Annotated in this window: 23 protein-coding genes; 5 read left to right on the top strand and 18 right to left on the bottom strand. The window is 73.5% G+C overall.

Features of this window, described 5'->3' with window-relative positions; translation table 11 throughout:
* The first annotated feature begins 188 nt into the window (after window positions 1-188).
* Window positions 189-791: a DUF4870 domain-containing protein gene (locus ACN261_RS02050; RefSeq protein WP_421483717.1), complete on the top strand. Its 603-nt coding sequence runs from the start codon at window positions 189-191 to the stop codon at window positions 789-791.
* Window positions 792-882: 91 nt separating this feature from the next.
* Here ACN261_RS02050 and hemW read toward each other — a convergent pair whose 3' ends face one another.
* Window positions 883-2,106 carry a radical SAM family heme chaperone HemW gene (gene hemW / locus ACN261_RS02055; protein ID WP_421483718.1) on the bottom strand — a complete coding sequence of 408 codons (1,224 nt, stop codon included), beginning with the start codon at window positions 2,104-2,106 and terminating at the stop codon, window positions 883-885.
* A gap of 19 nt (window positions 2,107-2,125) precedes the next feature.
* On the opposite strand from hemW, the gene ACN261_RS02060 reads away from it, so the two are divergent.
* Entirely contained in the window at window positions 2,126-2,935 is an 810-nt protein-coding gene (locus tag ACN261_RS02060) for an enoyl-CoA hydratase-related protein (RefSeq protein WP_425848117.1), read from the top strand.
* Window positions 2,936-3,043: 108 nt separating this feature from the next.
* Window positions 3,044-3,907: a hypothetical protein gene (locus ACN261_RS02065; RefSeq protein ID WP_421486898.1), complete on the top strand. Its 864-nt coding sequence runs from the start codon at window positions 3,044-3,046 to the stop codon at window positions 3,905-3,907.
* 18 nt (window positions 3,908-3,925) lie between these two features.
* Here the strand turns inward: ACN261_RS02065 and ACN261_RS02070 are convergent, their stop codons facing one another.
* The 8 genes from ACN261_RS02070 to ACN261_RS02105 form a co-directional block, all read right to left on the bottom strand.
* Window positions 3,926-4,567, bottom strand: a complete 642-nt coding sequence (locus ACN261_RS02070) for an MOSC domain-containing protein (RefSeq protein WP_421483720.1) — start codon at window positions 4,565-4,567, stop codon at window positions 3,926-3,928.
* Between the two features lie 42 nt (window positions 4,568-4,609).
* Window positions 4,610-5,440 (bottom strand): carbohydrate ABC transporter permease, encoded by an 831-nt coding sequence (locus tag ACN261_RS02075; protein WP_421483721.1) that lies wholly within the window; start codon window positions 5,438-5,440, stop codon window positions 4,610-4,612.
* Window positions 5,437-6,423 carry a carbohydrate ABC transporter permease gene (locus ACN261_RS02080; RefSeq protein ID WP_421483722.1) on the bottom strand — a complete coding sequence of 329 codons (987 nt, stop codon included), beginning with the start codon at window positions 6,421-6,423 and terminating at the stop codon, window positions 5,437-5,439. The genes ACN261_RS02075 and ACN261_RS02080 overlap by 4 nt, the downstream gene beginning before the upstream one ends.
* Window positions 6,420-7,709, bottom strand: a complete 1,290-nt coding sequence (locus tag ACN261_RS02085) for a sugar ABC transporter substrate-binding protein (protein WP_421483723.1) — start codon at window positions 7,707-7,709, stop codon at window positions 6,420-6,422. Before ACN261_RS02085 ends, ACN261_RS02080 begins: the two co-directional genes overlap by 4 nt.
* Window positions 7,710-8,009: 300 nt before the next feature.
* Window positions 8,010-8,297 carry a GlsB/YeaQ/YmgE family stress response membrane protein gene (locus ACN261_RS02090; RefSeq protein ID WP_088644376.1) on the bottom strand — a complete coding sequence of 96 codons (288 nt, stop codon included), beginning with the start codon at window positions 8,295-8,297 and terminating at the stop codon, window positions 8,010-8,012.
* Between the two features lie 212 nt (window positions 8,298-8,509).
* The gene (locus ACN261_RS02095) at window positions 8,510-8,797 is read right to left on the bottom strand and encodes a GlsB/YeaQ/YmgE family stress response membrane protein (protein ID WP_204959569.1); all 288 of its coding nucleotides are present in this window, start codon (window positions 8,795-8,797) and stop codon (window positions 8,510-8,512) included.
* Window positions 8,798-9,150: 353 nt separating this feature from the next.
* Complete coding sequence (gene lepA / locus ACN261_RS02100; protein ID WP_088644374.1) at window positions 9,151-11,028, bottom strand: translation elongation factor 4; 1,878 nt, start codon at window positions 11,026-11,028, stop codon at window positions 9,151-9,153.
* Window positions 11,029-11,153: 125 nt separating this feature from the next.
* The gene (locus ACN261_RS02105) at window positions 11,154-11,690 is read right to left on the bottom strand and encodes a DUF4240 domain-containing protein (protein ID WP_357932098.1); all 537 of its coding nucleotides are present in this window, start codon (window positions 11,688-11,690) and stop codon (window positions 11,154-11,156) included.
* Between the two features lie 76 nt (window positions 11,691-11,766).
* Between ACN261_RS02105 and ACN261_RS02110 the strand changes: the two genes are divergently transcribed.
* Window positions 11,767-12,810, top strand: a complete 1,044-nt coding sequence (locus tag ACN261_RS02110) for a phosphotransferase family protein (RefSeq protein WP_421483724.1) — start codon at window positions 11,767-11,769, stop codon at window positions 12,808-12,810.
* A 176-nt stretch (window positions 12,811-12,986) separates the two neighbouring features.
* The gene (gene rpsT, locus ACN261_RS02115) at window positions 12,987-13,253 is read left to right on the top strand and encodes a 30S ribosomal protein S20 (RefSeq protein WP_088644372.1); all 267 of its coding nucleotides are present in this window, start codon (window positions 12,987-12,989) and stop codon (window positions 13,251-13,253) included.
* Between the two features lie 167 nt (window positions 13,254-13,420).
* On the opposite strand, the gene ACN261_RS02120 is transcribed toward rpsT, so the two are convergent.
* The 9 genes from ACN261_RS02120 to pepN all read right to left on the bottom strand — a co-directional run bounded on the left by ACN261_RS02120 (window position 13,421) and on the right by pepN (window position 24,043).
* Window positions 13,421-13,873, bottom strand: a complete 453-nt coding sequence (locus ACN261_RS02120) for a hypothetical protein (RefSeq protein WP_421483725.1) — start codon at window positions 13,871-13,873, stop codon at window positions 13,421-13,423.
* A gap of 38 nt (window positions 13,874-13,911) precedes the next feature.
* Window positions 13,912-14,892 carry a DNA polymerase III subunit delta gene (holA, locus tag ACN261_RS02125; protein WP_421483726.1) on the bottom strand — a complete coding sequence of 327 codons (981 nt, stop codon included), beginning with the start codon at window positions 14,890-14,892 and terminating at the stop codon, window positions 13,912-13,914.
* A 184-nt stretch (window positions 14,893-15,076) separates the two neighbouring features.
* A complete protein-coding gene (locus tag ACN261_RS02130; RefSeq protein ID WP_421483727.1) occupies window positions 15,077-17,434 on the bottom strand; it encodes a ComEC/Rec2 family competence protein in 2,358 nt (785 codons plus the stop codon).
* Window positions 17,431-18,333, bottom strand: coding sequence for a helix-hairpin-helix domain-containing protein (locus ACN261_RS02135; RefSeq protein ID WP_421486899.1), 903 nt, complete (start codon window positions 18,331-18,333; stop codon window positions 17,431-17,433). Before ACN261_RS02135 ends, ACN261_RS02130 begins: the two co-directional genes overlap by 4 nt.
* A 451-nt stretch (window positions 18,334-18,784) precedes the next feature.
* The gene (locus ACN261_RS02140) at window positions 18,785-19,636 is read right to left on the bottom strand and encodes a DegV family protein (protein WP_425848125.1); all 852 of its coding nucleotides are present in this window, start codon (window positions 19,634-19,636) and stop codon (window positions 18,785-18,787) included.
* Between the two features lie 95 nt (window positions 19,637-19,731).
* The gene (locus ACN261_RS02145) at window positions 19,732-20,361 is read right to left on the bottom strand and encodes a histidine phosphatase family protein (RefSeq protein WP_421483729.1); all 630 of its coding nucleotides are present in this window, start codon (window positions 20,359-20,361) and stop codon (window positions 19,732-19,734) included.
* Window positions 20,358-20,762, bottom strand: coding sequence for a ribosome silencing factor (gene rsfS / locus ACN261_RS02150; RefSeq protein WP_204926278.1), 405 nt, complete (start codon window positions 20,760-20,762; stop codon window positions 20,358-20,360). The genes ACN261_RS02145 and rsfS overlap by 4 nt, the downstream gene beginning before the upstream one ends.
* 110 nt (window positions 20,763-20,872) lie before the next feature.
* Window positions 20,873-21,469, bottom strand: a complete 597-nt coding sequence (gene nadD / locus ACN261_RS02155; RefSeq protein WP_421483730.1) for a nicotinate-nucleotide adenylyltransferase — start codon at window positions 21,467-21,469, stop codon at window positions 20,873-20,875.
* Window positions 21,470-21,526: 57 nt separating this feature from the next.
* Entirely contained in the window at window positions 21,527-24,043 is a 2,517-nt protein-coding gene (gene pepN / locus ACN261_RS02160) for an aminopeptidase N (protein ID WP_421483731.1), read from the bottom strand.
* Window positions 24,044-24,057: the final 14 nt, after the last annotated feature.

Here is a 24,057-nt window from a genome sequence, read left to right on the forward strand (position 1 = left end):
GCGGGCGCTGTCACACCCGGGCGAGCACTCTGGCACTCGACTGTAGCGAGTGCCAGTCTACGTCGGCAGTACCGCCACCGATATGATCAAGACGGACCATGACGGCGGGGGCGCTGACGCACGTTCGAGGCCAACCTCACCAGTGTCGCTCTGGTGCACCCTTGCCGGCAGCCCCTACCGTGGCGGGCATGACTGAACCACCTCGCCCTCCCGGCGCGGGCGACGGGTTCCCGCAGGACCCGACCGCGCCCCAGGGCTCGCCATACGAACCGCCCACCGCACCACTGTCCGGCGCGCCGGGCGCTGGCGGGTATCCCCCGCCCGGCGGGTATCCGCCGCCCACCGGCGACCAGCCGCCCGCGGGCGGTTACCCCCCGCCGGGTGGCTACCCCCCGCCCGGTGGCGGATATCCGACCGGCGGCACCTACGGCGCGCCGAGCGGCGGCTACGCCAACAGCGAGGACAAGACCTGGGCGCTGGTCGCGCACTTCGGCGGTGCCGCCGGCGCGCTGATCAGCTTCGGCCCGCTCGGCTTCGTCGCCCCGCTGATCGCCTACCTGGTACGCGGGCAGCAGTCGCCGGCCGTCCGGGCGCAGGCCCTGGCCGCGCTGAACTTCCAGATCCTCTGGTCGATCATCGCGTTCGTGCTGCTCTTCGTGAGCTGGTGCCTGCTCTTCCTGCCCAGCATCGCGGTCGTGGTGATCCAGATCCTGTTCGGGATCATCGCCGGCATGAAGGCCAACGAGGGTCAGGCCTACCGCTACCCGATGTCCACCAGCTTCATCAAGTGAGTCCCGACCGGCCGCTCCCCCGGCCGGTCGGGCACCACCGCCGGCCCCGGCGCGCCCCGGCAGGGTGCGCGGCGGGCCGGCGCGGCCACGCTCAGGGCAGCAGGTCGCGGACCACCGCGTCGGCCAGCAGCCGGCCCCGCAGGGTGAGCACCGCCCGTCCCTGCGGATAGGCCACCGGGTCCAGCAGCCCGTCGGCGAGCGCGCGGGCGGCGGCGGCCCGGCCCGCGTCGTCCAGCACCTCCAGCGGCAGGCCGGAGGCGAGCCGCAGGCGCAGCATCACGTCCTCCGTGTGCGTCTCGGCCGGGGTGAGGATCTCCCGGGCCAGGCCGGGTGAGTGCCCGGCGGCGAGTCGCTGCGCGTACGTCGTGGGATGTTTGACGTTCCACCAGCGCACCCCGCCGACGTGGCTGTGCGCCCCCGGGCCGAGGCCCCACCAGTCGCCGCCGGTCCAGTAGAGCAGGTTGTGCCGGCACCGGGCCGCCCCGCCGCGGGCCCAGTTGGAGACCTCGTACCAGGAGAAACCGGCCGCGTCGAGGGCGTCCTCGGCGGCCAGGTAGCGGTCCGCCGCCACGTCGTCGGAGGGGTACGGCAGCTCGCCGCGCCGCATCCGGGCGGCCAGCCGGGTGCCGTCCTCCACGATCAGGGCGTACGCGCTGACGTGGTCGACCCCGGCGGCGACCACCTGCTCCAGCGAGGCGGCGAAGTCCTCCGGACGCTCCCCCGGTGTGCCGTAGATCAGGTCGAGGTTGACGTGGTCGAACCCGGCGTCGCGGGCCTCCCGGGCGGCCTCGACGGCCCGTCCCGGGCGGTGGGTGCGGTCGAGGACGGCCAGCACCCCGGCGGCGGCGGACTGCATGCCCAGCGAGATCCGGGTGTAGCCGGCGGCGCGCAGGGTCTTCAGCGACTCCGGGGTGACCGACTCGGGGTTGGCCTCGGTGGTGACCTCGGCGTCGGCGGCCAGCCCCCAGGTGCGGTCGATGCCGTCGAGCAGCCGGGCCAGGTCGTCGGCGGGCAGCAGGGTGGGGGTGCCGCCGCCGACGAAGACCGTGTCGACCCGGGGCGGTGGGGCGTCGGCGAGCACCCGGGCGGCGAGCGCCAACTCGGCCAGCACGGTGTCGGCGTACGACTCCCGGCCGACGCCTCCGCCCAGCTCGGCGGCGGTGTAGGTGTTGAAGTCGCAGTAGCCGCACCGGCTGGCGCAGAACGGCACGTGCAGGTAGACACCGAACCCGCGCGCGCCGACCCCGCGCAGGGCGGTGCCGGGCAGCGCGCCGTCGACGGGAACGGTCTCGCCATCTGGAAGGACGCCGGGCATGGCCACTAGTGTGCCCGGCATGACCTCTCCCGACCGACTCGTGCGGGTCGCCACGGCCCGTGGGGTGACCACCCTCACCCTGGACAGCCCGCACAACCGCAACGCGCTGTCCACCCCGTTGATGACCGAGCTGCTGGCCGGGATCGCCGGGGCGGTCGCCGACGACGCGGTCCGGGTGGTCGTGCTGGACCACACCGGCCCGGTCTTCTGCTCGGGGGCCGACCTCAAGGAGACGGCGGCGGCGTACGCCAGCGGGTCGGTGCCGGCCGGGATGCTCGGTGACGTGCTGGTGGCGGTGCGCCAGTGCCCGAAGCCGGTGCTGGCGCGGGTGGCCGGGCCGGCGCGGGCCGGCGGGTTGGGCCTGATCGCGGCGGCCGACCTGGCGGTCTGCGCGCAGGAGGCGACGTTCGCCTTCACCGAGGTGCGGATCGGGGTGATCCCGGCGGTGATCTCGGCGACCGTGCTGCCCCGGCTGCATCCCCGGGCCGCCGCCGAGCTGTACCTGACCGGCGACACCTTCGACGGCCGGCGGGCCGCCGAGGTGGGGCTGGTGACCGCCGCCGTGCCGGCCGCCGAGCTGGACGCGGCGGTGGCCCGGTACTGCGCGTCGCTGGTCCGGGGCGCTCCCGGGGCGCTGGCCGGGACGAAGGAGCTGCTGCGCCGCCCGGCCGCCACCGACCTGCGCGCGGAGATCGCCGACCTGTCCGCCCGGTCCACCGGCTACTTCCTTTCCGACGAGGGCCGCGAGGGCGTGGCGGCGTTCCGGGAGAAGCGACCAGCCCGATGGGTGGTGGCGGTGGAGGGTGGGCACGGTGAGGGTGCGGGGTGAGTGCGAGGGGTGTGGGGTTTTCCGGACGGCCCTGCGGGAACGTGAACCGGTCGACCGACCCGGGGCCGCCGGTTGGCGACGTACGCTTGGCGAACGTTGAAACGGGAGGTGCGGGTGCGGACGCGGACATTCGTGGCAGCCGGGGTCGTGGTGGCGTTGTTCGCCATCGTCGGGGGCTGGGGAGTCCGTCAACTCGACGGGGAGTTCCGGCTTCCCGTCGCCGGCCGTAGCTGCACCGTGCAGGCCGACGGCACCGTGAAGCTCGACGCCGACCAGATGGCCAACGCGGCCACCATCGCCGCGATCGGCATGCAGCGGCAGATGCCCGAACAGGCCGTGGTGGTCGCCCTGGCCACCGCGTACCAGGAGTCGGGGCTGCGCAACCTCGCCCACGGTGACCGCGACTCGCTCGGCCTGTTCCAGCAGCGCCCCAGCCAGGGGTGGGGCACCCCGGAGCAGATCCGCGACCAGCGGTACGCGGCGAACCGGTTCTACAAGGCGCTGAAGAAGGTACGCGGCTGGGAGCGGATGGAGGTCACCGACGCGGCCCAGGCGGTGCAGCGTTCGGCGTACCCGGAGGCGTACCAGAAGTGGGCCGACGAGTCGCAGGTGCTGGCGCGGGCCCTGCTCGGCGAGGCGACCGGTGCGGTGGCCTGCACGGTGGGGCGTACCCCGGTGATGCGCGGGCAGGCCGCAGCGGCCGAACTGACCCGTGGCCTGACCCTCGACTGGGGGTTGCCCGACGCCGGTGCGGTGGCCGAGCTGACCGACGTGACGGTGCCCGCCTCGGACGCCCGGGACGGCTGGCGGTACGCGCACTGGCTGGTCTCGCACGCCCCCGACCACGGGGTGAAGCGGGTGCGCTTCGACGGGCTGGAGTGGAGCGCCGACAACGGCCGGTGGGCGAAGGTCGCCGACGGCCGGGCGACCGGGTCCCGGGTGCTGGCCGAGGTCTTCGCCGACCCCGCCTGACGGGCCGGGCCGGTGCGGTCAGCCGGCGACGTTCAACCGGCGGCGGACCTTCTCCCTGGTGGAGGCGGGCAGTTCGGGTACGTCGAGCAGCCGGGGCAGCAGCTCCGGCTCCAGGCTGGTGGCCCGGAACACCTCGCCGATGGTGACGCCGTGCGCCGGCCGGTCCACCACCGTCACCGGGTCGCCCGCGCTCACCTCGCCGTCGCGCAGCACCCGCAGGTAGGCCCCGGGGGCGGCCCGGACGGTGAACCGTTTGATCAGGTCGGGCACCCCCCAGAAACCGGCGAAGGTCGTGCACGGGGTACGCGGTTTGGTGACCTGGAGCAGCGCCGACCCGACCGCCCAGCGTTCGCCGATCACCGCGCCGGTCACGTCCACCGCGCAGGTGGTGAGGTTCTCGCCGAAGCCGCCGGGGCGGATGTCGCGGCCCAGTTCGGCCGACCACCAGCCGGCGTCCTCCTGCGCGTAGGCGTAGACCGCCTGCTCGGGGCCGCCGTGTTGGGGCCGTTCGCCGATGAAGTCGCCGGCCACCCCGTCGGCGCGCAGCAGTACCGGGCCGTCGACCGGCCGCTTGTCGATGCCGCTGCGCCCGCTCGCGTCACCCGCCCACTGCGCCTGCGTCACCACGCCGAGGTTCACCGCCGCCACCCTGCCCGTCATGGCCCCAGGGTACGGCCGGGCGCGGGTGGTCACCGTCCCGGCTCAGCCCTTGACGGCGCCCGCCACCAGACCGGAGACCATCCGACGCTGCACCAGCAGGAAGAAGACGATCACGGGGAGGGTGAACAGGGTGGACGCGGCCATCACCGACCCCCAGGCGGTGTCGTCGCGGCCGAAGAAGAAGGTCATCGCCACCGGCAGGGTGTAGCGGCTCTGGTCGTTGACGAAGGTCAACGCGAAGATCAGCTCGTTCCAGGCGGTGATGAAGGAGAAGATGCTGGTGGCCACCAGGCCGGGCGCGACCAGCGGAAAGAGGACCTTGCGGAAGGTCTGGACGCGGCTGGCGCCGTCGATGGCGGCGGCCTCCTCCAGTTCCTTCGGCACGGCTGCCACGAAGCCGCGCAACATCCACACCGCGAACGGCAGCGAGAAGCCCAGGTAGGTGAGGATCAGGCTGGGCAGGGTGTTGTAGAGGCCGAGCCGCTGGATCATCAGGAACAGCGGGATGACCAGCGCCTCCAGCGGGATCATCTGCACCACCAGCAGCATGATCAGGAAGGTGGTCCGCAGCCGGAACCGGAACCGGGCGACCGCCGTCGCGGCCAGCAGCGCCACCAGCCCGCTGAGCACGACCGTGCTGACGGCCACCAGCACGCTGTTGAGCAGGAAGTCGCCGAAGGTCACGCCCGGGATCAGGTTGCCGGTGAGGATCTCCCGGTAGTGCTCCAGGGTGGGGTGGGCCGGGACCGGCCGGGGCGTGGTCGAAAAGATCTCCCGGTTCGGTTTCAGCGAGGTGGCGATCATCCAGTAGACCGGGAAGGCGGCGAAGAGCGCCACCAGCAGGCCCGCGCCGTTGAGGGCGACCTTCTTCACGACGCGTCCTCCTGTCTGAGCACCATCCGGACGTACAGGCCGGTCACCACCAGCAGGATCAGCGTGAGGATGACCGCGATGGCCGAGCCCACGCCGTACTTGGGCGGCGGGGAGAACGCCTCGGCGTACGAGTAGATCGACAGCATGAACGTCGGCCGGTCCTGGGTGCCGCCGGCCAGCACGAACTGCTGGGTGAAGACCTTGAAGTCCCAGATGGTGGAGAGCACCACCAGGATGCCGAAGACCGGCCGCAGCAGCGGGAAGGTGATCTTCCAGAACACCGTCCACGGGCCGGCCCCGTCGACCCGGGCCGCCTCGTGCAGCTCGCTCGGCACGCTCTTGAGCCCGGCGAGCACGCTGACCGCGATGAACGGGAACGAGTGCCAGACCACCACCAGGGTCAGGATCGCGAAGAACAGCAGCGGCGAGTTGAACCAGCCGTAACCCGACCAGTCGGTGCGGCCGAAGAGCGCCTGCGACAGCCCGTCCGGCAGGGCATTGAACGCCCAGGTGACCAGGCCGGAGGTGTCGTCGAAGATCCATTTCCAGACGATCGTGCCGGTCAGCGCCGGGGTGGCCCAGGCCAGCATCACGCAACTGGCCACGAAGGTGGCCATCTTCCGGCCGAGCCGGTGCAGCAGCAGCCCGACCAGGGTGCCCAGCACCATCGTCAGCAGCACGTTCGCCGCCGCGAAGAGCACGGTGTTGCGCAGCACCGTACGGAAGAACGGGTCGCCGAGGATCTGGGTGTAGTTGGCCAGCCCGACGAACGGCCACTCCCGGTCCCCGCGCAGCTGCCGGACGCTGTTGAGCCGGAAGAACGACATCGCCACCACCTGGCCCAGCGGCCAGAGCAGCAGCACCCCGATCACGACCAGGCAGGGCAACAGGAGCAGGTACGGCAGGCGGTCCACCCGGGGCCGCCGCCGCGTGGGGGTGTCTCGGGCGGCGGCCGTCGCGGGGTGCTCGGTCCGGATGCTCACTTGGCGTTGAGGATGCTTTCCATCTCGGCGGCGGCGTCGGCGGTGGCCTGCTGCACCGACTTCTGGCCCTTGATGACCGAGCTGTTCATCGCCTGGGTGACCGTCTTGGTCCGGCTGACCTCCACCCACTTCGGGGTCAGCGGGGTCACCCGGGTGCGCTGCATGGTGCTGGCGAACGCCGCCATCAGCTTGTCGTCGGCGTAGTCGCCGCCCTGCACGAGGTCGGAGTAGACCGGGAAGAAGCCGAGGCTGCCGGCGAAGGTCTTCGCGTTCTTCTTGCTCAACAGCACGGTCAGGTAGTCCCAGGCCAGGTCCTGCCGCTCGCTGTCCTGCCAGAGAGCGACGTCGGAGCCGCCGGCGAAGGCGGGGGCCGGGCCGCCGTCCGGGCCGGGGATCGGGAAGGTCCCCCACACCTTCTCGATGTCGGGATTGTCCTTCTTGATCGCGCCGGCCTGCCAACTGCCGGCGAAGGCCATCGCCGCCTTGCCCGTGGCGAACTGGGTACGGGCGTCGATCTCGTTCCACCCGGCGGCGGCCGGCGGGGCGACCTTGTGCACGGTCACCAGGTCGGTCCAGAACTTCACCGCCCGCTGGGCCTGCGGGCTGGTGTAACCGGACTTCCAGGTGCCGCCCTGGTCGGTCGCGATCTCGCCGCCGGCACCCCAGAGGAAGGAGTAGAAGGGCAGTTCGGAGTTGCCCGGCAGGGCGATGCCGTAGCTGCCGGGCTTCTTGGCCTGCACCGCCTTGGCGACCGAGACCAGCTCGTCCCAGGTCTTCGGCGGCTGCACGCCGGCCTCGGCGAACCAGTCGGTGCGGTAGTAGACGGCGCGGACCCCGGCGTACCAGGGGACGCCGTACTGCTTGCCGTCGAGTTGGGCGTTGCGCACCAGGTCGGGCAGGACGTCCCTGCCGTCGGCCCAGCCGCCGAAGCGGCCGGAGATGTCGGCGAGCGCCTCCTGGGCCGCCCAGCCCTGGGTCTCGGTGTTGCCCAGCTCGGTGACGTCCGGGCCCTCGCCGCCGGCGAGCGCCGCCTGGAACTTCTTCGGCGCCTCCAGCCAGGGTATGTACTGGACCACCACGTCGGTGTCGGGATGCCGCTGCCGGAACTCGGTCTCGACGCCGTCGAGGAACGCCGTCTGGGCGTCGCTCCCCTCGCCCATCATCCAGACCGTCAGTTTGCTGTCGTCGGCGGCTTCGTCGTCGCCGGAACCGCCGCAACCGGCGAGCACCATCGCGGCCGAGGCCACGACGGCGGTGACCGGGGCCAGCCGCTTCCACCTGTTCACGCCACATCTCCCTCGCACCGTCCGGCACTTACCTTCTCTGCCGCACCCTAGTAGGAAAATTTCCTTTACGACAGGGGGTGGGTGCCGCCCCGCGCGGGCGGACCGCCGACGGTGCGGCGGCCGACGGCGGGGCGTTCGGCGAGGCGACCGTATCGCAGGCGGGGGCCGCTCAGGCAGGCCCCGCGACGACCCGACGGGATCGACGGTCGCCATCCGGACGAGCGGATGCCCGCCCCCGAACCGGGGGCGGGCATCCGCTGGGTTGGTCCGCGCCGGCCGGTAACCGGCCGGCGGGCGGGGTCACCGGTGGGTGACGCCCCGACGACGACCCACACCGGCCACCAGGGCCACGGCGATGGCGGCGAGGACGACCTGCACCAGCAGCTCGGCCCAGTCGATGCCGGCGGTCTGGGTGGCGATGCCCATCGCGCGGGCCAGCACGGTGCCCAGCAGCGCGGCACCGACACCGATCAGCATGTGCAGCCAGATCGGCATGTTCTGGCGGCCCGGCACGACCAGGCGACCCAGCGCGCCGACGATGAGACCGACGACGAGCGCGGTGATGATGCCCCAGACGGTGAACTCCACGGCCGTCCTCCTTCAGTAGATATGTCGTTGGTGAGTGTTTGTTGCTGTGGTGATCGATAGGTTCCCGAAGTGGATAATCTCCAAACCGACTCCGGTAACGATCTGGTCTAGACCGCCCGTCACCGGCGACGGCCCGCGCCGCCCGGCCCCCACACGCCAGCGGGCGCCCGACCCCGTGGGGGTCGGGCGCCCGCTGCGCGGTGCCGCTTGACTTACCGGTGGGTGACGCTGCGGCGGCGACCCACACCGGCCACCAGGGCCACGGCGATGGCGGCGAGGACGACCTGCACCAGCAGCTCCGTCCAGTCGATGCCGGCGGTTTCCGTGGCGATGCCCATGGCGCGGGCCAGCACGGTGCCCAGCAGGGCGGCGCCCACGCCGATCAGCATGTGCAGCCAGATCGGCATGTTCTGGCGGCCCGGCACGACCAGACGGCCCAGAGCGCCGACGATGAGACCAACAACGAGCGCGGTGATGATGCCCCAGACGGTGAACTCCACGGTCGCCCTCCTCCTGAAGATTGAGTCACACGGTATGTGTGGTTCCTGTCGTGACAGCTAGGTTCCCGACCCGCCGGAAAACCAAACCGACTCACCACCACACATGTCGCCGAACGTCGATCCGACACCGCTGCGTCGGTTTGCCGGCTGTCGATGTCCGCGCAGCTCAGGACACTCGCGCCAGTCCATCCGGCAGCGGCACCGGGGCGGAAAATTCGTCCGTACGACACCGGGTACGCACACGCCGACGGCCGGCGGCCCGGTCGGATCACCGGGGCCGCCGGCCGTCGTGGGTACCGGGACGGGACGGGCCACGCGGGGCACGGCCGACCCGATCGGGTGTCCGCGCCCGGCTACTTCTTGCCGGCCGGCTTGGCGTCGGCGGAGTCCGAGGAGAGCGCGGCGATGAAGGCCTCCTGGGGAACCTCGACCCGGCCCACCATCTTCATCCGCTTCTTGCCCTCCTTCTGCTTCTCCAGCAGCTTGCGCTTGCGGCTGATGTCACCGCCGTAGCACTTGGCGAGGACGTCCTTGCGGATGGCGCGGATGGTCTCCCGGGCGATCACCCGGCTGCCGATGGCCGCCTGGATCGGCACCTCGAACTGCTGGCGCGGGATCAGGTTGCGCAGCTTCGCCGCGATCGTCGTGCCGTAGTTGTACGCCTTGTCCTTGTGCACGATCGCGCTGAACGCGTCCACCGGCTCGCCGTGCAGCAGGATGTCCACCTTGACCAGGTCGGACGCCTGCTCGCCGGAGGGCTCGTAGTCCAGCGAGGCGTACCCCTTGGTACGGCTCTTGAGCTGGTCGAAGAAGTCGAAGATGATCTCGGCGAGCGGGAGGGTGTAGCGCAGTTCCACCCGGTCGGCGGAGAGGTAGTCCATGCCGAGCAGGCTGCCCCGCCGCCCCTGGCACAGCTCCATCACCGCGCCCACGTAGTCGTTCGGGGTGAGCACGGTGGCCCGCACCACCGGCTCGTACACCTCGGCGATCTTGCCGGTGGGGTACTCGCTCGGGTTGGTCACCACGATCTCCTCACCGTCGTCGGTGATGGCCCGGTAGACCACGTTCGGCGCGGTGGAGATCAGGTCGAGGTTGTACTCCCGCTCCAGCCGCTCCCGGATGATCTCCAGGTGCAGCAGGCCGAGGAAGCCGCAGCGGAAGCCGAAGCCGAGCGCGCCCGACGTCTCCGGCTCGTAGTCGAGCGCGGCGTCGTTGAGCTTGAGCTTGTCCAGCGCCTCGCGCAGGTTGGGGTAGTCCGAGCCGTCGATCGGGTAGAGGCCGGAGTAGACCATCGGCTTCGGGTCCTTGTAGCCGCCGAGCGCCTCGGTGGCCGGCCGGGCGTTGATGGTGACGGTGTCACCGACCCGGGACTGGCGGACGTCCTTCACCCCGGTGATCAGGTAGCCCACCTCGCCGACGCCGAGCGCGTCGGCCTTGACCATCTCGGGGGAGATGACGCCGATCTCCAGCAGCTCGTGCACGGCGGCGGTGGACATCATCTTGATCCGGTCCCGGGCGCTGATCCGGCCGTCGATGACCCGGACGTAGGTGACCACGCCCCGGTAGACGTCGTACACCGAGTCGAAGATCATCGCCCGGGCGGGCGCGTCGGCGTCGCCGACCGGCGGGACGAACTGCCTGACGATCTCGTCGAGCAGGTACGGCACCCCGTCACCGGTCTTGCCGGAGACCCTGATGCAGTCGGCCGGGTCGCCGCCGATCAGGTGGGCCAGTTCCTCGGCGTACTTCTCGGGCTGGGCGGCCGGCAGGTCGATCTTGTTGAGCACCGGAATGATCTTGAGATCGTTCTCCAGCGCCAGGTAGAGGTTCGCCAGCGTCTGCGCCTCGATGCCCTGGGCGGCGTCGACCAGCAGCAGCGCCCCCTCGCAGGCGGCGAGCGACCGGGACACCTCGTAGGTGAAGTCCACGTGGCCCGGGGTGTCGATCATGTTCAGGACGGCCTGCTCACCGGCCCGCTCACCCTCGCGGATGGTCCACGGCATCCGGACGGCCTGGCTCTTGATGGTGATGCCGCGTTCGCGCTCGATGTCCATCCGGTCGAGGTACTGCGCGCGCATCTGCCGGGGATCGACCACGCCGGTGAGCTGCAACATCCGGTCGGCCAGGGTCGACTTCCCGTGGTCGATGTGGGCGATGATGCAGAAGTTCCGGATGCGCGCCGGGTCGGTGGCACCAGGAGCGTTCGCGCCGGGATCGAGCGTCGGTGGCACAGCGGTCCGTTCTGGTCGGCTGACGTGAGCGGGCCGACACGCCGCCGGCCCCCTCTATGCTCCCACGTCGCTCCGAACGCGGTCCGATCACTCCTGGGGTACCCGGCGGCGGCTCCACCGGCGGCTCACTCCTCGGGCGGCTCGACGAAGAGCGCGGCGAGCTTCGGCAGCCGGCGGCGGGCCTCCGCCTCGTCGTCGAAGTCCCAGAAGTCGTTCAGGTCCGGCATCCGCACCGGGTCCCGCTGCGCCGGCAACTCAGCCGCGGTCGCCTTGCGGTACGCGTCCCACGGCACCGCCAGCATGTCCTCGCACTCGAACTCCTCGCCGCTGAGCGCCGCCGACCGCACCCGGGGCAGCCCCGCCAGCGAATCCGGGTCGGCCACCGCGGCGGCGAAGACCGCCCGGCCCTGGGTCATCAGCCAGCCCCGGAAGTACTCGAACCCGTCGTCGGAGGCACCCCCGTTTATCAGGTACGCCGCACCCCACAGGTCGACCCGGTACGAGGCGGCCAGCACCCGCTGCTGGTGGTGCGCGTACCCGACGATGTCCTCCGGGGTGCGCTCGGCGAGCAGCGCGACCGCCCGCGCGGCGACCGCGTCGGCCTCTCCCCCGGCCCCGGCGCGGGCCTGGTCGATCAACTGCCAGAAGTCGTCGGTCCTCATGGCTCGGAGTCTCCCAGACCCGCGCCGCCCCCGGCCCCACCCGGCCGGGCCCGGCCGGACCGGGCACGATGGTGGGGTGTCCGCGACGCCGCCGCCGTACCACCGGACCGCCGTGCGACCCGACTGGCCGGACCTGCCCGACGCCCTGCGGGAGGCGGTCAGCGGCCGGCTCGGCGCGCCGGTGGTCGCGGCCCGGACCGCGACCGCAGGCTTCACCGGCGGCTTCGCCGCCGTGCTCACCACGGCCACCGGCGCGCGGGTCTTCGTCAAGGCCGCCGACCTGGCCCGCCAGCGTCACCTCGCCGACTGGTACGCCCGGGAGCTGGCCGTCCTCGCCCGGTTGCCCGCCGGCCTGCCGGTGCCCCGCCCGCACTGGGCGCTCGACGCGGCCGGCTGGTACGCGGTCGGCCTGGACGCCGTCGACGGGCGGACACCCCGCCTGCCCTGGGACCCGGCCGAGCTGGACGCCGTGCTCGCCGGGTACGCCGGGGTCGCCGCCGCGCTGGCCGACCCGCCCGCCGGGCTGACCGCGATCGGCCTGCCCCGGCTGGCCGACCTGGCCCGCTCCGACATCCTGTGGTGGGAGGAGGTGGCCGCCGGGCGGGAGCCGGTGCCCCCGCTGATCCCGCCGGCCCGCGACCGGTTGCCCGAACTCGTCGCGCTGGAGTCCCGCCTGCCCGGGTACGCGGCAGCCGCGCCCGGCCTGGCCCACGGCGACCTGCGGGTGGACAACGTGCTGCTGGACCCCGCCGGCCGGGCCTGGTTCTGCGACTGGAACTGGCTGTGCCACGGCCCCGCCTGGTTCGACCTGGCCGGCCTGTTGATCACCGGGTACGCCGACGGGGCCGGGCTGGACGCCGTCTTCGCCACACATCCGGCGGCGGCCGACGCCCCGCCCGACGCCCTGGACGTGACCCTGGCCGCGCTCGCCGGCTACTACCTCACCGCCGCCGGCCCGCCGGCGACGGCCGCCCCCGCGTCGGGCGTGGGGACGGCCGAGCCGGGCACCGGGACGCCCGGGGGGAACCCGGCGGGTACGTCCGCGCTGCTCGGGGCGCACCGGCGGTTCAGCGGGGAGCAGGCGCTCCGCTGGCTCGCCGCCCGGCGGGGCTGGCGCTGACACCGACCGGCCCCGGACCGGTCGGCCACCGACGGCGGGCCGGCCCGCTGTGCCCGGGGCAGGGCGTTTTGGCTCGTCCCGGCCGACCTGGTAGCCTGGCTTTTCGCGTGGCGATGACGCATGCACGTCGTACGCGGATTGCAGACCAAACCGAGCTATCAAGACGAGGCTGTCGCGTGGCGAACATCAAGTCCCAGATCAAGCGCAACCGGCAGAACGAGAAGCGCCGGCTGCGTAACAAGTCGGTCAAGTCGTCGCTGAAGACCGCCATCCGGAAGTTCCACGAGGCTGCGGAGGCTGGTGACACCGAGAAGGCCACCACCCTGATGCGTGACGCCGCCCGCAAGCTCGACAAGGCCGCCAGCAAGGGCGTCATCCACGCCAACCAGGCGGCCAACCGGAAGTCGGCCATCGCGAAGCGCGTCGACTCGTTCTCGGCCTGACCGAGCGACCCACACCTGACCGAGAGCCCCGGGGTACCACCCCGGGGCTCTCGGCTGTGCTTTTCCTGGCGACGGTGCGCTGCCGTCTTCCCTGGCGACGGTGCGTGGCGACGGCCGCCCGCGTCCCGTCCCGGGTGTGTCGTGGCACGACGACGACCATGGTCGGGCTAGCCGTGGTACCGCCGGGGGCGCAGCGGCGGCCCGGTCGGCCTCCCCGGTGCGGGCGCGTCGGTGACCACCGTGCCGGGTAGCGGGTACGGCACCGGGGCCCGCCCGACGATGGGTTCGAGTTCCCGCCGGAACCGGTCGCGTTCCTGCTCCGGCACCAGTGCCGCCGAGTGGACCACCCGCCCGGCGACCTCATCGTTGAGTTTGACCATGATCGCCACCGCCAGCGGCAGCACCGCCACCGCCCACCAGCTCACCAGCTCGGCCAGGGCGAGGAGCACCGCGAACGCCACCGCCCCCTCGAAGAAGAGGAAGCAGAGCACCGCGCCGGGGTTGATGATGCGCAGGCCGAGCAGCCGGGCGTAGAGCGGCCGGTAGCGGCGGTCGTCCGCCGGTACGACCGACCATCCGGGCCCGCCACGCCCCGCCGCCGGGCGGGCAGGGCCGGTCACCCGCCCACCGTGCCCCACCACCGGGCGGGAGGGGCCGGTCACCGGGCGCTGCCCCGCCGGGCGGCGGCGACCGAGAAGACCGCCTTCTCCAGGGCGTACCCCCGGTCGTCGGCGCCGCCCTTGACCGCCGCGTTGCACTCGGCCGCCGCCCGCATCGCCTCGACCAGGCCCTCCGGCGTCCAGCCCCGGGCCCGTTGCTGGGCGTTCTTGATCTTCCAGGCCGGCATGCCGAGGGTGCTCGCCAGCTGGTAGGGGTCGCCCCGGCCGGCAGCGGCGACCCGGGCCACCGTGCGGACCCCGTCGGCGAGGGCGTCGGCGATCGGGACCGGATCGACCCCGACGTGCAGGGCCCAGCGCAACGCCTCCAGGGCCGCCGGCACGTCGCCGATCATGGTGGCGTCGGCGACGGTGAAGCCGCTCACCTCGACCCGACCCCGGTAGTAGCGGGCCACCGTGTCCGCGCCGATCCGCCCGTCGGTGTCGGCGAGCAGTTGCGAGCAGGCGGCGGCCAACTCCCGCAGGTCGGTGCCGACGGCGGCGATCAACGCCTCGGCAGCGTCGTCGGTGCACCTGCCCCCGCCCCGGCGGATCTCGTCGCGGACGAACGCCACCCGCTCGCGGTGTCCCTTGAGCTTCGCGGCCGGGACGACCGTGGCGCCGGCGGCCCGCAGCCCGTCGGCGAACGCCTTGCCCTTGCCGCCGCCCAGGTGCAGGGCCACCAGCTGGACGTCCGGGTCGGGATTGCGGGCGTAGTCGAGCAGCGCGGTGACCAGGTCCTTGCGGGCGTCCTGGGCGGAACGGAGCACCAGCACCCGCCGGCCACCGAACAACGAGGGGCTGAGCATCTCGGCGATCTCGCCGACGGCCAACATCCCGGCCTGGTACTCCCGGACGTCGACCTGCGGGTCGACGCTGCGGGCTTTCGCCACGGCTTCGGTCACCGCGCGCGTGGCGAGCAGCTCCTCGTCGCCGAGGACGAGCAGAATAGGAGCAAGGTCGACGCCGGTCACGTCGCTCATCTTGGCACGGCGCGGCGGAGGATCGCGCCTGCTCATCGACGGCTGCGACGGCCCACCCCGCACTCAGCGCAAATATAGACATTTACCTCGATTGCCAGCTAGTGCACGCAATATCCCTTCCAGTCCGGATTTTCTCTCGCTTCTGTTCCCCTCACGTGCCGGGTCGACGGGCCCCACCGGCGGATCATCGGCGGCCCGGCGGCAGGCCCCGGGTGACCACCGCGAGCCGGCCGGAACGCACCACCACCGCCACGTCCCCGTCGGTGTCGGTCCGCAACACCCGCACACCGGAGCGGGCGAGCCGGTCGAGGATCACCGGGCTCGGATGCCCGTAGTCGTTGTCGACCCCCACCGGCACCAGCGCCACCGCCGGCCGGACCGCGTCGAGGAAGGCCGGGTCCTGGTAGGCGCTGCCGTGGTGGGCCACCTTGAGCACCTCGGCCCGCAACGCGTGCGGCGGCACCCGGTCCAGCAGTGCCCGTTGCTCCTCGGTCTCCGCGTCCCCGGGCAGCACGACGCGTACGCCGGCCACCGTGGCCCGCAGCACCAGCGAGTTGTTGTTCGGGTCGGACCGGGTGCCCCGCAGCGGGTAGGGCGGCCCGAGAACGACCACCTCCACCCCTGGCGACCGGTACGACCACCCGGCCGCCGGCACCACCTGGCGCGCCGGCCCGACGGCGGCCACCACCAGTTCCCGCCCCGCCACCGGCTCGGTCAGGGTCGGGGTGAGCACCGTGGCCACCCGCCGCCCCCGGGTCACCCCGGCCACGCCACCGACATGGTCGGCGTGGAAGTGGCTCACCACCAGCAGGGAGACCTCGCGTACCCCGAGCCGTCGCAGGCAACCGTCCACCGCCGACGGCTCCGGGCCGGCGTCCACCACCACCGCCCGGCCGTCCGCCACCGGCAGCACGACGGCGTCCCCCTGACCTACCGCGCACGCCACCACCACCCAACCGTCCGGCGGCCATCCGCTCGCCACCAGCCGTACCGGCAGGGTGCCCAGCACCACCGCCGCCGCGCCGACCGCCACGAGTCGGCGCACCAGCGGCCGGCGGACGGCCAGCAGCAGCCCCAGGGTCAGCCCGGCCAGCAGCAACGCGCCAGGCAGCCCGCCCGGCCAGGGCAGGGTGCCGGCGGGCAACCGGGCCCCCACCCGGGCGACGGTGACCAGCCACCAGGCCGGCCAGCTCGCCAGCCAGGCGGCGAACTCCGCCCCGACCGGCCACACCGGCGAGACCACCGCCGCCGTCACCCCCAGCACCGTCGCCGGGGCGATCGCCGGCACCACGAGCAGGTTGGCCGGCACCGCCACCAGGCTCACCGTGCCGGAGATGCCGGCCACCACCGGCCCGCAGGCGAGCTGGGCCGCCGCCGGGACGGCGAGGGCCTCCGCCAACCCGGCCGGTACGCCCCGCCGCCGCAGCCCGTCGCGCCAGCCCGGGGCGAGCAGCAGCAATCCGCCGGTCGCCAGGACCGACAGCGCGAATCCGGCGTCCCCGGCCAGCTCCGGATCGACGAGCACCAGCACGGTCACCGCCGCCGCCAACGCCGGCAGTGTGGCCCGGGGCCGCCCGACCGCCAACGCGGCCAGCCCGATCGCCCCCATGGTGGCTGCCCGTACCACGCTGGGCGAGGGACGGACCAGGACGACGAAACCGATCAGGGCGAGCCCGCAGAGGACCGCCGCCAGCCGGGGGCCGGCACGGGCCCACCGGGCCGCCAGCAGCACCGCACCGACCACGATCGCCACGTTCGACCCGGAGACCGCGTTGAGGTGGGTCATCCCGGTGGCCCGGAAGTCCTCCTCCACGGTGGCCGGCAACCGGCTGGTGTCCCCGACGACCAGGCCGGGCAGCAGACCACCCTGCTCGGGCGGGAGCGGGGCGCAGGCCCGGTGCAGACCGGCCCGCAGGGTGCCGGCGGCGCGTTGGAGCCACGGCGGGGGCCCGTCCCGGACCGGTGGGCCGGACACGGTCAGCACGGCGGCGGTGAGGTCGCCGCCCCGGGGCGCGGCGAGCCTGCCCTCGGCGGTCAGCCGCTGCCCCGGCAGCAGACCCCGCCAGGCCGGGTCGGTGGCGAGCACGAGCAGGCGTACCGAAACCCGAAGGCGGTGGCCCTGCGGATCGGTGATGGTGCCCGACTGCGCGGTGACGAGCAGGGTCGCCGGGCGGCCGGGCGCCCCGCGTACCGGGCGGGGATCGTCGCGGAGCACCAGGTCGACGGTGACCCGGGCCCGCTCGTCGACCAGCGGGCGCAGTGGTACCGCGTCCCGCACGTGCAGCCGGGCGGCGGTGGCGGCACCGCCGCAGACCACGCCGAGCAGCACGGCGACGGCGATCCAGCCGTGCCGGCGGACCGGGGCGGCCGGGGTACCCAGCACCGCGAGCAGGTGTGCGGTGAGCAGGGCGGCGAGGACGGCGGCGCCTGCGGCGAGCAGGACCGCCGTGCGGGTGGTGAGGTGCAGGCAGGCCAACGCCGCCGACCAGGCCGCCACCGCCAGCCCGGCCAGCCGCAGGTCGGGTGCCCGGTCGGCGGTCACACCGTCACCAGATCCTTGAGCTGTTCGTACCGGGCGTCGCCGATGCCGTCGACCTGGCGCAGGTCGCCCACGCTGCGGAAGCCGCCGTGCTGGTCACGGTGGGTGAGGATGCGTTGGGCGAGCACCGGGCCGACCCCGGGCAACGCGTCGAGCTGGGCCACCGTGGCGGTGTTCAGGTTGACCCGGCCACCCGGCGCGGCCCCGCCGGGTGCCGCCGTCGGCCCGGCCGGGGCCGCACCGGAGCCTGCCGCGCCGGGTGGGGCGGTGACGCCGACCAGGATCAGCTCCCCGTCGGCCACCTTCCGGGCCGGGTTGAGCAGTGCCACGTCGGTGCCGGGCAGCGCCCCGCCGGCCGCCTCGACCGCGTCGGCGACCCGCGCCCCGGCCGGCACCCGGACCAGACCGGGGCGGCGGACCCGGCCGGACACCGCCACCACCAGCTCGCCGGTCGGCGCGACGGCCGGACCCGACGCGGGCCCGCCGGAGGACTCCGGCCCGGCCAGGGTCGTCGCCGGGCGCACCGGTTCCGGCTGCGGGCGGGACCGCCAGGCCCAGAATCCCGCGCCGAGCACCACGACCACCGCCACGACCGCCAGTGCCCGGACCCCGCGCCGACCGGGGTCGAAGACACCGGGACCCGGCAACCGGCCGGCCGGTGCCGGGTCGTCACCGTCGGCGGGATGCCGGTGGTCCGGTTCGCCGGGGCGGAACACGGTCGGATCGTCCCCCGCATGACGCCGTGCACCGGCGTCACGAGGGCCGTCGTCGTGGCGACGTGGACCGGCGTCGCGAGGACCGTCGTCGTGACGGCGTGCACCGGCGTCGGAAGAGTCATCGTCATGTCGGCGTGCAGCGGCGTCGGAGGGGCCGTCACCATGCGGCCCGGGACCGCGTGGCACATCGTCGAGATAGTCGCCGAGGTCGAGGGAGCCGGCGTCGCGGAAACCGGCGTCGGCGGCCGGCCGGGGACGGCGACCTGCCGCCGTCCCGGCCGTGCCCGCCTCCGACGGCGACGCCCCACCCGCGCCCGCCGCGCCCGGTACGCGCAGCGCCCCCGGCCGGTAAGGGCGGGGTGGCGGCTGCGGCGGGTCCGCCGTCCGTGCCACCGCCGACACCCCGGCGGTCAGCCGGTACAGCCGTCCCCGCACCCTGGTTTCCTCGTCCTCCGACACGGGGCGAGGTTAGGCCGGTGGAGGGCACCCGTTCGGTCCGACGGAGGTCGGTTGTGGACGGCGACGGTGGCTGTGGACAACCGCCTGATCATGGCCGGATCTGCTATGTGGAACCCGAGCGACGGGCCCTGCGACCGACCCGGTCCGGACCGGCCGACGGGCACGGCGGCCCACCCGTTCAGCCCTGCCTGCGGTGGATCACGACACCGGCCAGGCCCGGCCCGGCGTGGGCGGCGACCACCGCACCGACCTCGGAGACGTACGTGTCGTGCAGGCGGTCGCCGAGCCGGGCGGTGAGCGCCTCGACGAGGTGCTCGGCGCGGTGCGGAGCGGCCAGGTGGTGCACCCCGAGGTCCACCTCGGCGTCGGCGGCGGCCTCGACCGCCAGGTCGATCAGGCGGGCCATCCCCCGGCTGGCGGTACGCACCTTGTCGCGCACCACGATCGCGCCGTCCGGCATGTGCATGATCGGCTTGACCGACAGGGCGGTGCCGAGCAGCGCCTCCGCCGCGTTGATCCGGCCACCCCGGCGCAGGAACTCCAGCGTGTCGACGTAGAAGAAGATGGTGGTGCGGTCGACTGCGGCCAGCGCCGCCGCGCGTACCCCGGGCAGGTCGACGCCCGCCTCGGCGGCGCCGGCGGCGGCCAGCGCCGGGAAGCCCAGCCCCATGCCGGTGGACCTGCTGTCGACCACCTCGACGCGGTCGCCGACCTCGGCGGCGGCGAGCCGGGCCGCGTCGACCGTGCCGGACAGTTCGGCCGACAGGTGCACCGACAGCACGCCGTCCGCGCCGTCGGCCAGCAGCCGCCGGTACGTGGCGGCGAACTGCGCCGGGGAGGGCCGGGAGGTGCTCACCGAGACCCGCCGGCCGCCGAGGGCCCGGGTGGCGTCGGCAGGGAGGGTCTCCACCCCCTCCAACCCTTCCGCGCCGTTGAGCACGACGGTCAGCGGCACCACGGTCAACCGGTGCGCCCGCACCGGCCCGGGTGGAAGGTAGGCGGTGGAGTCGGTGACGACCGCGACGGACATGCCCGGCACGCTAGCCGATGCCGGGACCACCCGCCCCGGCCGGCCGGCACGGACCTCACGGACCGGTCGGTCCGGGGCGGTGCGGACCGGTCGGTTCAGGCGGGCTCGGCCGGTGGCGGCGGGGTGATCGGGCCGACGTTGTGCGCGCGCAGGTGCCAGCCCCGCAGGTCGTTGTGGCGTAGTTCGGTCCAGTGGCAGTTGGCCAGCGAGCCGATGCTGCGCAGCACGGTGTGGTCCCAGCCGAGCAGCTGACCGACGCCCTGCCGGGCCGCGCCCCCGTGGGTGGCGACCACGACGGTGCCCCCGTCGGCCAGCTCGACGGCGGCGAGCAACGCCTCGCCGACCCGCTTGCCGAGGTCGTCGAGGGATTCGATGCCCGCTCCCGGGTCCGGGTCGCCGGCCCGCCACCGGGCGTGCTCGGTGGGGAACCGGGCGGCGGCGTCGGTGAGGGCGAGGCCCTGCCACTGGCCGAAGTGCCGTTCCCGTAGCCGGGCGTCGGGGCGTACCGACTGACCGGTGAGCCGGGTGAGCGTGGCGGCGGTGTCGGCGGCGCGGCACAGGTCGGAGGCGACGACGACGGCCGGGCGCAGCGCCGCGAGCAACGGGGCGGCGGCGCTGGCCTGCTCCCGGCCGAGGTCGTTGAGGGGTACGTCGATCTGCCCCTGCACCCGACCGGCGGCGTTCCAGTCGGTGTTGCCGTGCCGCCAGATGATCAGGCGGGTCATTCGGCGGCGGCACCCGCGGCGTCGGCCTCGACCAGGTCGCGGTCGACGAACGGGAGCTGGGGGCAGTCCTTCCAGAGCCGGTCGAGGGCGTAGAACTCGCGTTCCTCGGTGTGCTGGACGTGGACCACGATGTCGACGTAGTCGAGCAGCACCCAGCGGCCACCCCGCTCACCCTCGCGGCGAATCGGCTTGGCCTTCTCGGGCAGCTCCAGCAGACGCTCCTCGACGGCGTCGACGATGGCCATCACCTGACGCTCGTTGGGCGCCGAGGCCACCAGGAACGCGTCGGTGATGGCGAGCTGGTCACCCACGTCGATGATGACGATGTCCTGCGCCTTCTTGTCGGCCGCGGCCTGGGCGGCGGCCATCGCCAGCTCGTGAGCGCGTTCGGAAACTGTCACCGTTCTCCTTCGATCAACAGTGCGACCCGTCAAGCGTCTCACACCCGGCGCGGAGACGACTTGTCAGTTCTGGCCGCTTACCGGGACGAAGTAGCAGTAACCGGGCGTAATCACTGCTGGTAGAGCCGCCGTTTCGCGATGTACTGCACCACACCGTCGGGCACCAGGTACCAGACCGGTTCCCCCCGGCCGACCCGCTCCCGGCAGTCGGTCGAGGAGATCGCCATCGCGGGCACCTGCACCAGGCTGACGGTGTCGGCCGGCAGGTGCTTGTCGGTCAGCTCGAATCCGGGCCGGGTCACCCCGATGAAGTGGGCCAGCGCGAAGATCTCATCAAGATCCTTCCAGGACAGGATCCGCTCCAGCGCGTCGGCGCCGGTGATGAAGTGCAGTTGCGCCTTCGGGCCGTACTCGTGGTGCAGGTCCCGCAGGGTGTCGACGGTGTAGGTGGGGCCGCCCCGGTCGATGTCGACCCGGCTGACCTGGAACCGGGGATTGGAGGCGGTGGCGATCACCGTCATCAGGTAGCGGTCCTCGGCCGGGCTGACCGGCGTGTCCGCCTTCTGCCACGGCTGCCCCGTCGGCACGAAGACCACCTCGTCCAGGCCGAACCGGTCGGCCACCTCGCTGGCCGCCACCAGGTGACCGTGGTGGATCGGGTCGAAGGTGCCGCCCATGATGCCGATCCGTCGGATGTCGTCCTCCACCCCATGATCGTAGGCCGCCCCGCGCCGGGCCCGCCGGGGCCCGGCGCGAACCGGCCGTCAGGCGGCGGCCGCCGCGACCGCCGTGCGGGCGACCAGGGCCCGGCGCAGGTCGTCGGCGGCGTCGACGACGCTGCGGCGCAACCCCGGGGTGAGGTCGTCCCGGGTGAGCAGGGTCGCGGCCGAATCCAGCGTGGGCTGCGCCACGGCGTAGCGGGGGAAGGCCAGCCGGGCGACCCGTTCGGCCACCCACGGGGTACGCCGCCGCGCCGCCGCCGGCATCTCGGTGAAGTACCGGTCGACGTACGTGCCGGTCAGCTCGGCCTGTTCCGGCTGCCAGAACCCCTCGGCCGCCGCCTCGACGAGCCGGTTGGAGCGGGTGGTGTCCCGGGTGACGATCTCCCAGGCGGCCTCCTTCGCGGCCACCTCGGGCAGGGCCGCCCGGCACCCGGTCGCCCGTTCCGCGCCTGTCGCGCTGCGGTCGGTCGCCGCCTCGGCCGCGATCTCGGTCTCGCCGGCCGCACCGAGCACCACCAGTCGGCGCAGCAGCGCCCAGCGCAGCTCGGCGTCGACGGCCAGCCCGTCGGGCACCCCCCGACCGGCCAGCCACCCGGCGAGCAGGTCGGCGTCGGCGGTGGCGGAGAGCAGCCCCCGCGCGGCGGCCAGTTGCAGCGACCCGCCGGCCGGGGCGGTGGCGAGCAGCGCGGCGCAGGCGTCGGCCGTACGCAGCAGCGCGGCGTCCCGGGCGAGCGGGTCGAGGTAGCGGTCGACCAGGTTGCGGCTGCGGGCGAGCACGCTCTCCGCGACGGCCACCTCGGTCTCGGTGGGCAGGGCCGCCGTCAGCAGCGCCACCACCGCCGACACCGGCCGCTCGCCGTCGGTGGCGGCGTCCAGCGTCTCCTCCCACAGCAGCGCACGGGCCAGCGGATCGGTGAGCGTGGGCAGCACCGTGCCGACCGCGTCCACCGAGGCCGGATCGAGCCGGATCTTGGCGAAGGTGAGGTCGCCGTCGTTGGGCAGGAGCAGCCCGGTGGCCCGCCCGGTCAGCGCGGGAAGCGCGGTGCGTCCGTCGTCGGCGGCCGGGTCGAGATCGACCTCGACCCGTTCCACCGCGCCGTCGGCGGCGTACCGGCCGACCGCGATGCGGTGCGGGCGCAGCACCGGGTGCTCCGACGGCGCGGTCTGCACCACCGCCACCGAGGACCACCGGCCGTCGGCGTCCACCGAGGTCTCCGTCCGCAGCGTGTTGACCTGCGGTTGACGCAGCCAGCGGTCGGCCCAGTCGGTGAGGTCCCGCCCGCTGGCGGCGCTGAGGCTGGCCAGCAGGTCGGCCAGGGTGGCGTTGCCGAACCGGTGGGCGGCGAAGTGCTGGTTGAGCCCGGCCAGGAAGGCGTCGTCGCCGAGCCAGGCGACGAGCTGGCGGAGCACGCTGGCGCCCTTGGCGTACGAGATGCCGTCGAAGTTGAGCAGGGCCTGGGCGGCGTCGGCGACCTCCGCCGGGGCGACCGGATGGGTGGACGGGCGCTGGTCGGCCGCGTACCCCCACGCCTTACGGCGGATCGCGAAGGTCGTCCAGGCCCGGTCGAACCGGGTCGCCTCGGCGGTGACCCGGGTGCCCAGGTACTCGGCGAAGGACTCGTTCAGCCACAGGTCGTCCCACCAGCGCATGGTGACCAGGTCACCGAACCACATGTGGGCCATCTCGTGGGCGATGGTGGTGGCCCGCTGCTCCCGCTCGCTGTCGGTGACGGCCGACCGGAAGACGTCGTCGTCGCGGATGGTGACCAGGCCCGGGTTCTCCATCGCCCCGGCGTTGAACTCCGGCACGAACGCCTGGTCGTACTTGGCGAACGGGTACGGCTCGGCGAAGAGCTGGTGGAACCGGTCCAGGCACTGCTTGGTGACGGTGAGGATCTCGTCGAGGTCGGCGTCGAGGTGCGCGGCCAACGACTGCCGGCAGTAGACGCCCAGCGGGATGTCGCCATGGCTGTCCCGGCGTACGTGCCAGGGGCCGGCGATCAGCGTGACGAAGTAGCTGGCCAGTGGCGCGGTGGGGGCGAACTCCCAGCGCCCCGGGGCGGGGTTGGCGGCGAGCGGGCCGTTGGCCGCGACCGTCCACTGCGGCGGGGCGGTCACGGTGAGGGTCACCGGCGCCTTGAGGTCGGGCTGGTCGAAGGCGGCGAAGATGCGCGGGGCCTCGTCCAGGAAGGACATCGCGTAGAGGTACGTCGCGCCGTCGGCCGGGTCGACGAAGCGGTGCATCCCCTCGCCGGTGTTGGTGTAGGCCATCTCGGCGGTGACCGTGAGGGTGTTCTCCGCCGCCAGCCCGGTGAGCGGGAACCGGCCGTCGGCGAGGGCCGTCGGGTCCAGCTCCCGGTCGTTGAGCCGGACCGCCTCCAGCACCGCGGGCTTGACCTCGACGAACGTCTCGGCGTCGGGGGTGGCGGCACGGAACCGGATGGTGGTCGTCGAGCGGAACCGCTCGTCGCCACCGGTGAGATCGAGGTCCACCTGATAGGACTCGACATCGATCAGTGCGCGACGCGCGGTCGCCTCTACACGGGTCAGGCTCGGCATCCGCTTATCCTGCC

This window comes from Micromonospora sp. WMMD723 (assembly GCF_049863385.1).
Lineage (GTDB): Bacteria > Actinomycetota > Actinomycetes > Mycobacteriales > Micromonosporaceae > Micromonospora > Micromonospora wenchangensis.

Excerpts from the sequence above, each read along its gene's own strand:
- ACN261_RS02050 (WP_421483717.1), top strand. The coding sequence starts at position 189 with ATGACTGAACCACCTCGCCCTCCCGGCGCGGGCGACGGGTTCCCGCAG.
- hemW (WP_421483718.1), bottom strand. The coding sequence starts at position 2,106 with ATGCCCGGCGTCCTTCCAGATGGCGAGACCGTTCCCGTCGACGGCGCG.
- ACN261_RS02060 (WP_425848117.1), top strand. The coding sequence starts at position 2,126 with ATGACCTCTCCCGACCGACTCGTGCGGGTCGCCACGGCCCGTGGGGTG.
- ACN261_RS02070 (WP_421483720.1), bottom strand. The coding sequence starts at position 4,567 with ATGACGGGCAGGGTGGCGGCGGTGAACCTCGGCGTGGTGACGCAGGCG.
- ACN261_RS02105 (WP_357932098.1), bottom strand. The coding sequence starts at position 11,690 with ATGAGGACCGACGACTTCTGGCAGTTGATCGACCAGGCCCGCGCCGGG.
- holA (WP_421483726.1), bottom strand. The coding sequence starts at position 14,892 with ATGAGCGACGTGACCGGCGTCGACCTTGCTCCTATTCTGCTCGTCCTC.
- ACN261_RS02140 (WP_425848125.1), bottom strand. The coding sequence starts at position 19,636 with ATGTCCGTCGCGGTCGTCACCGACTCCACCGCCTACCTTCCACCCGGG.
- ACN261_RS02145 (WP_421483729.1), bottom strand. The coding sequence starts at position 20,361 with ATGACCCGCCTGATCATCTGGCGGCACGGCAACACCGACTGGAACGCC.
- pepN (WP_421483731.1), bottom strand. The coding sequence starts at position 24,043 with ATGCCGAGCCTGACCCGTGTAGAGGCGACCGCGCGTCGCGCACTGATC.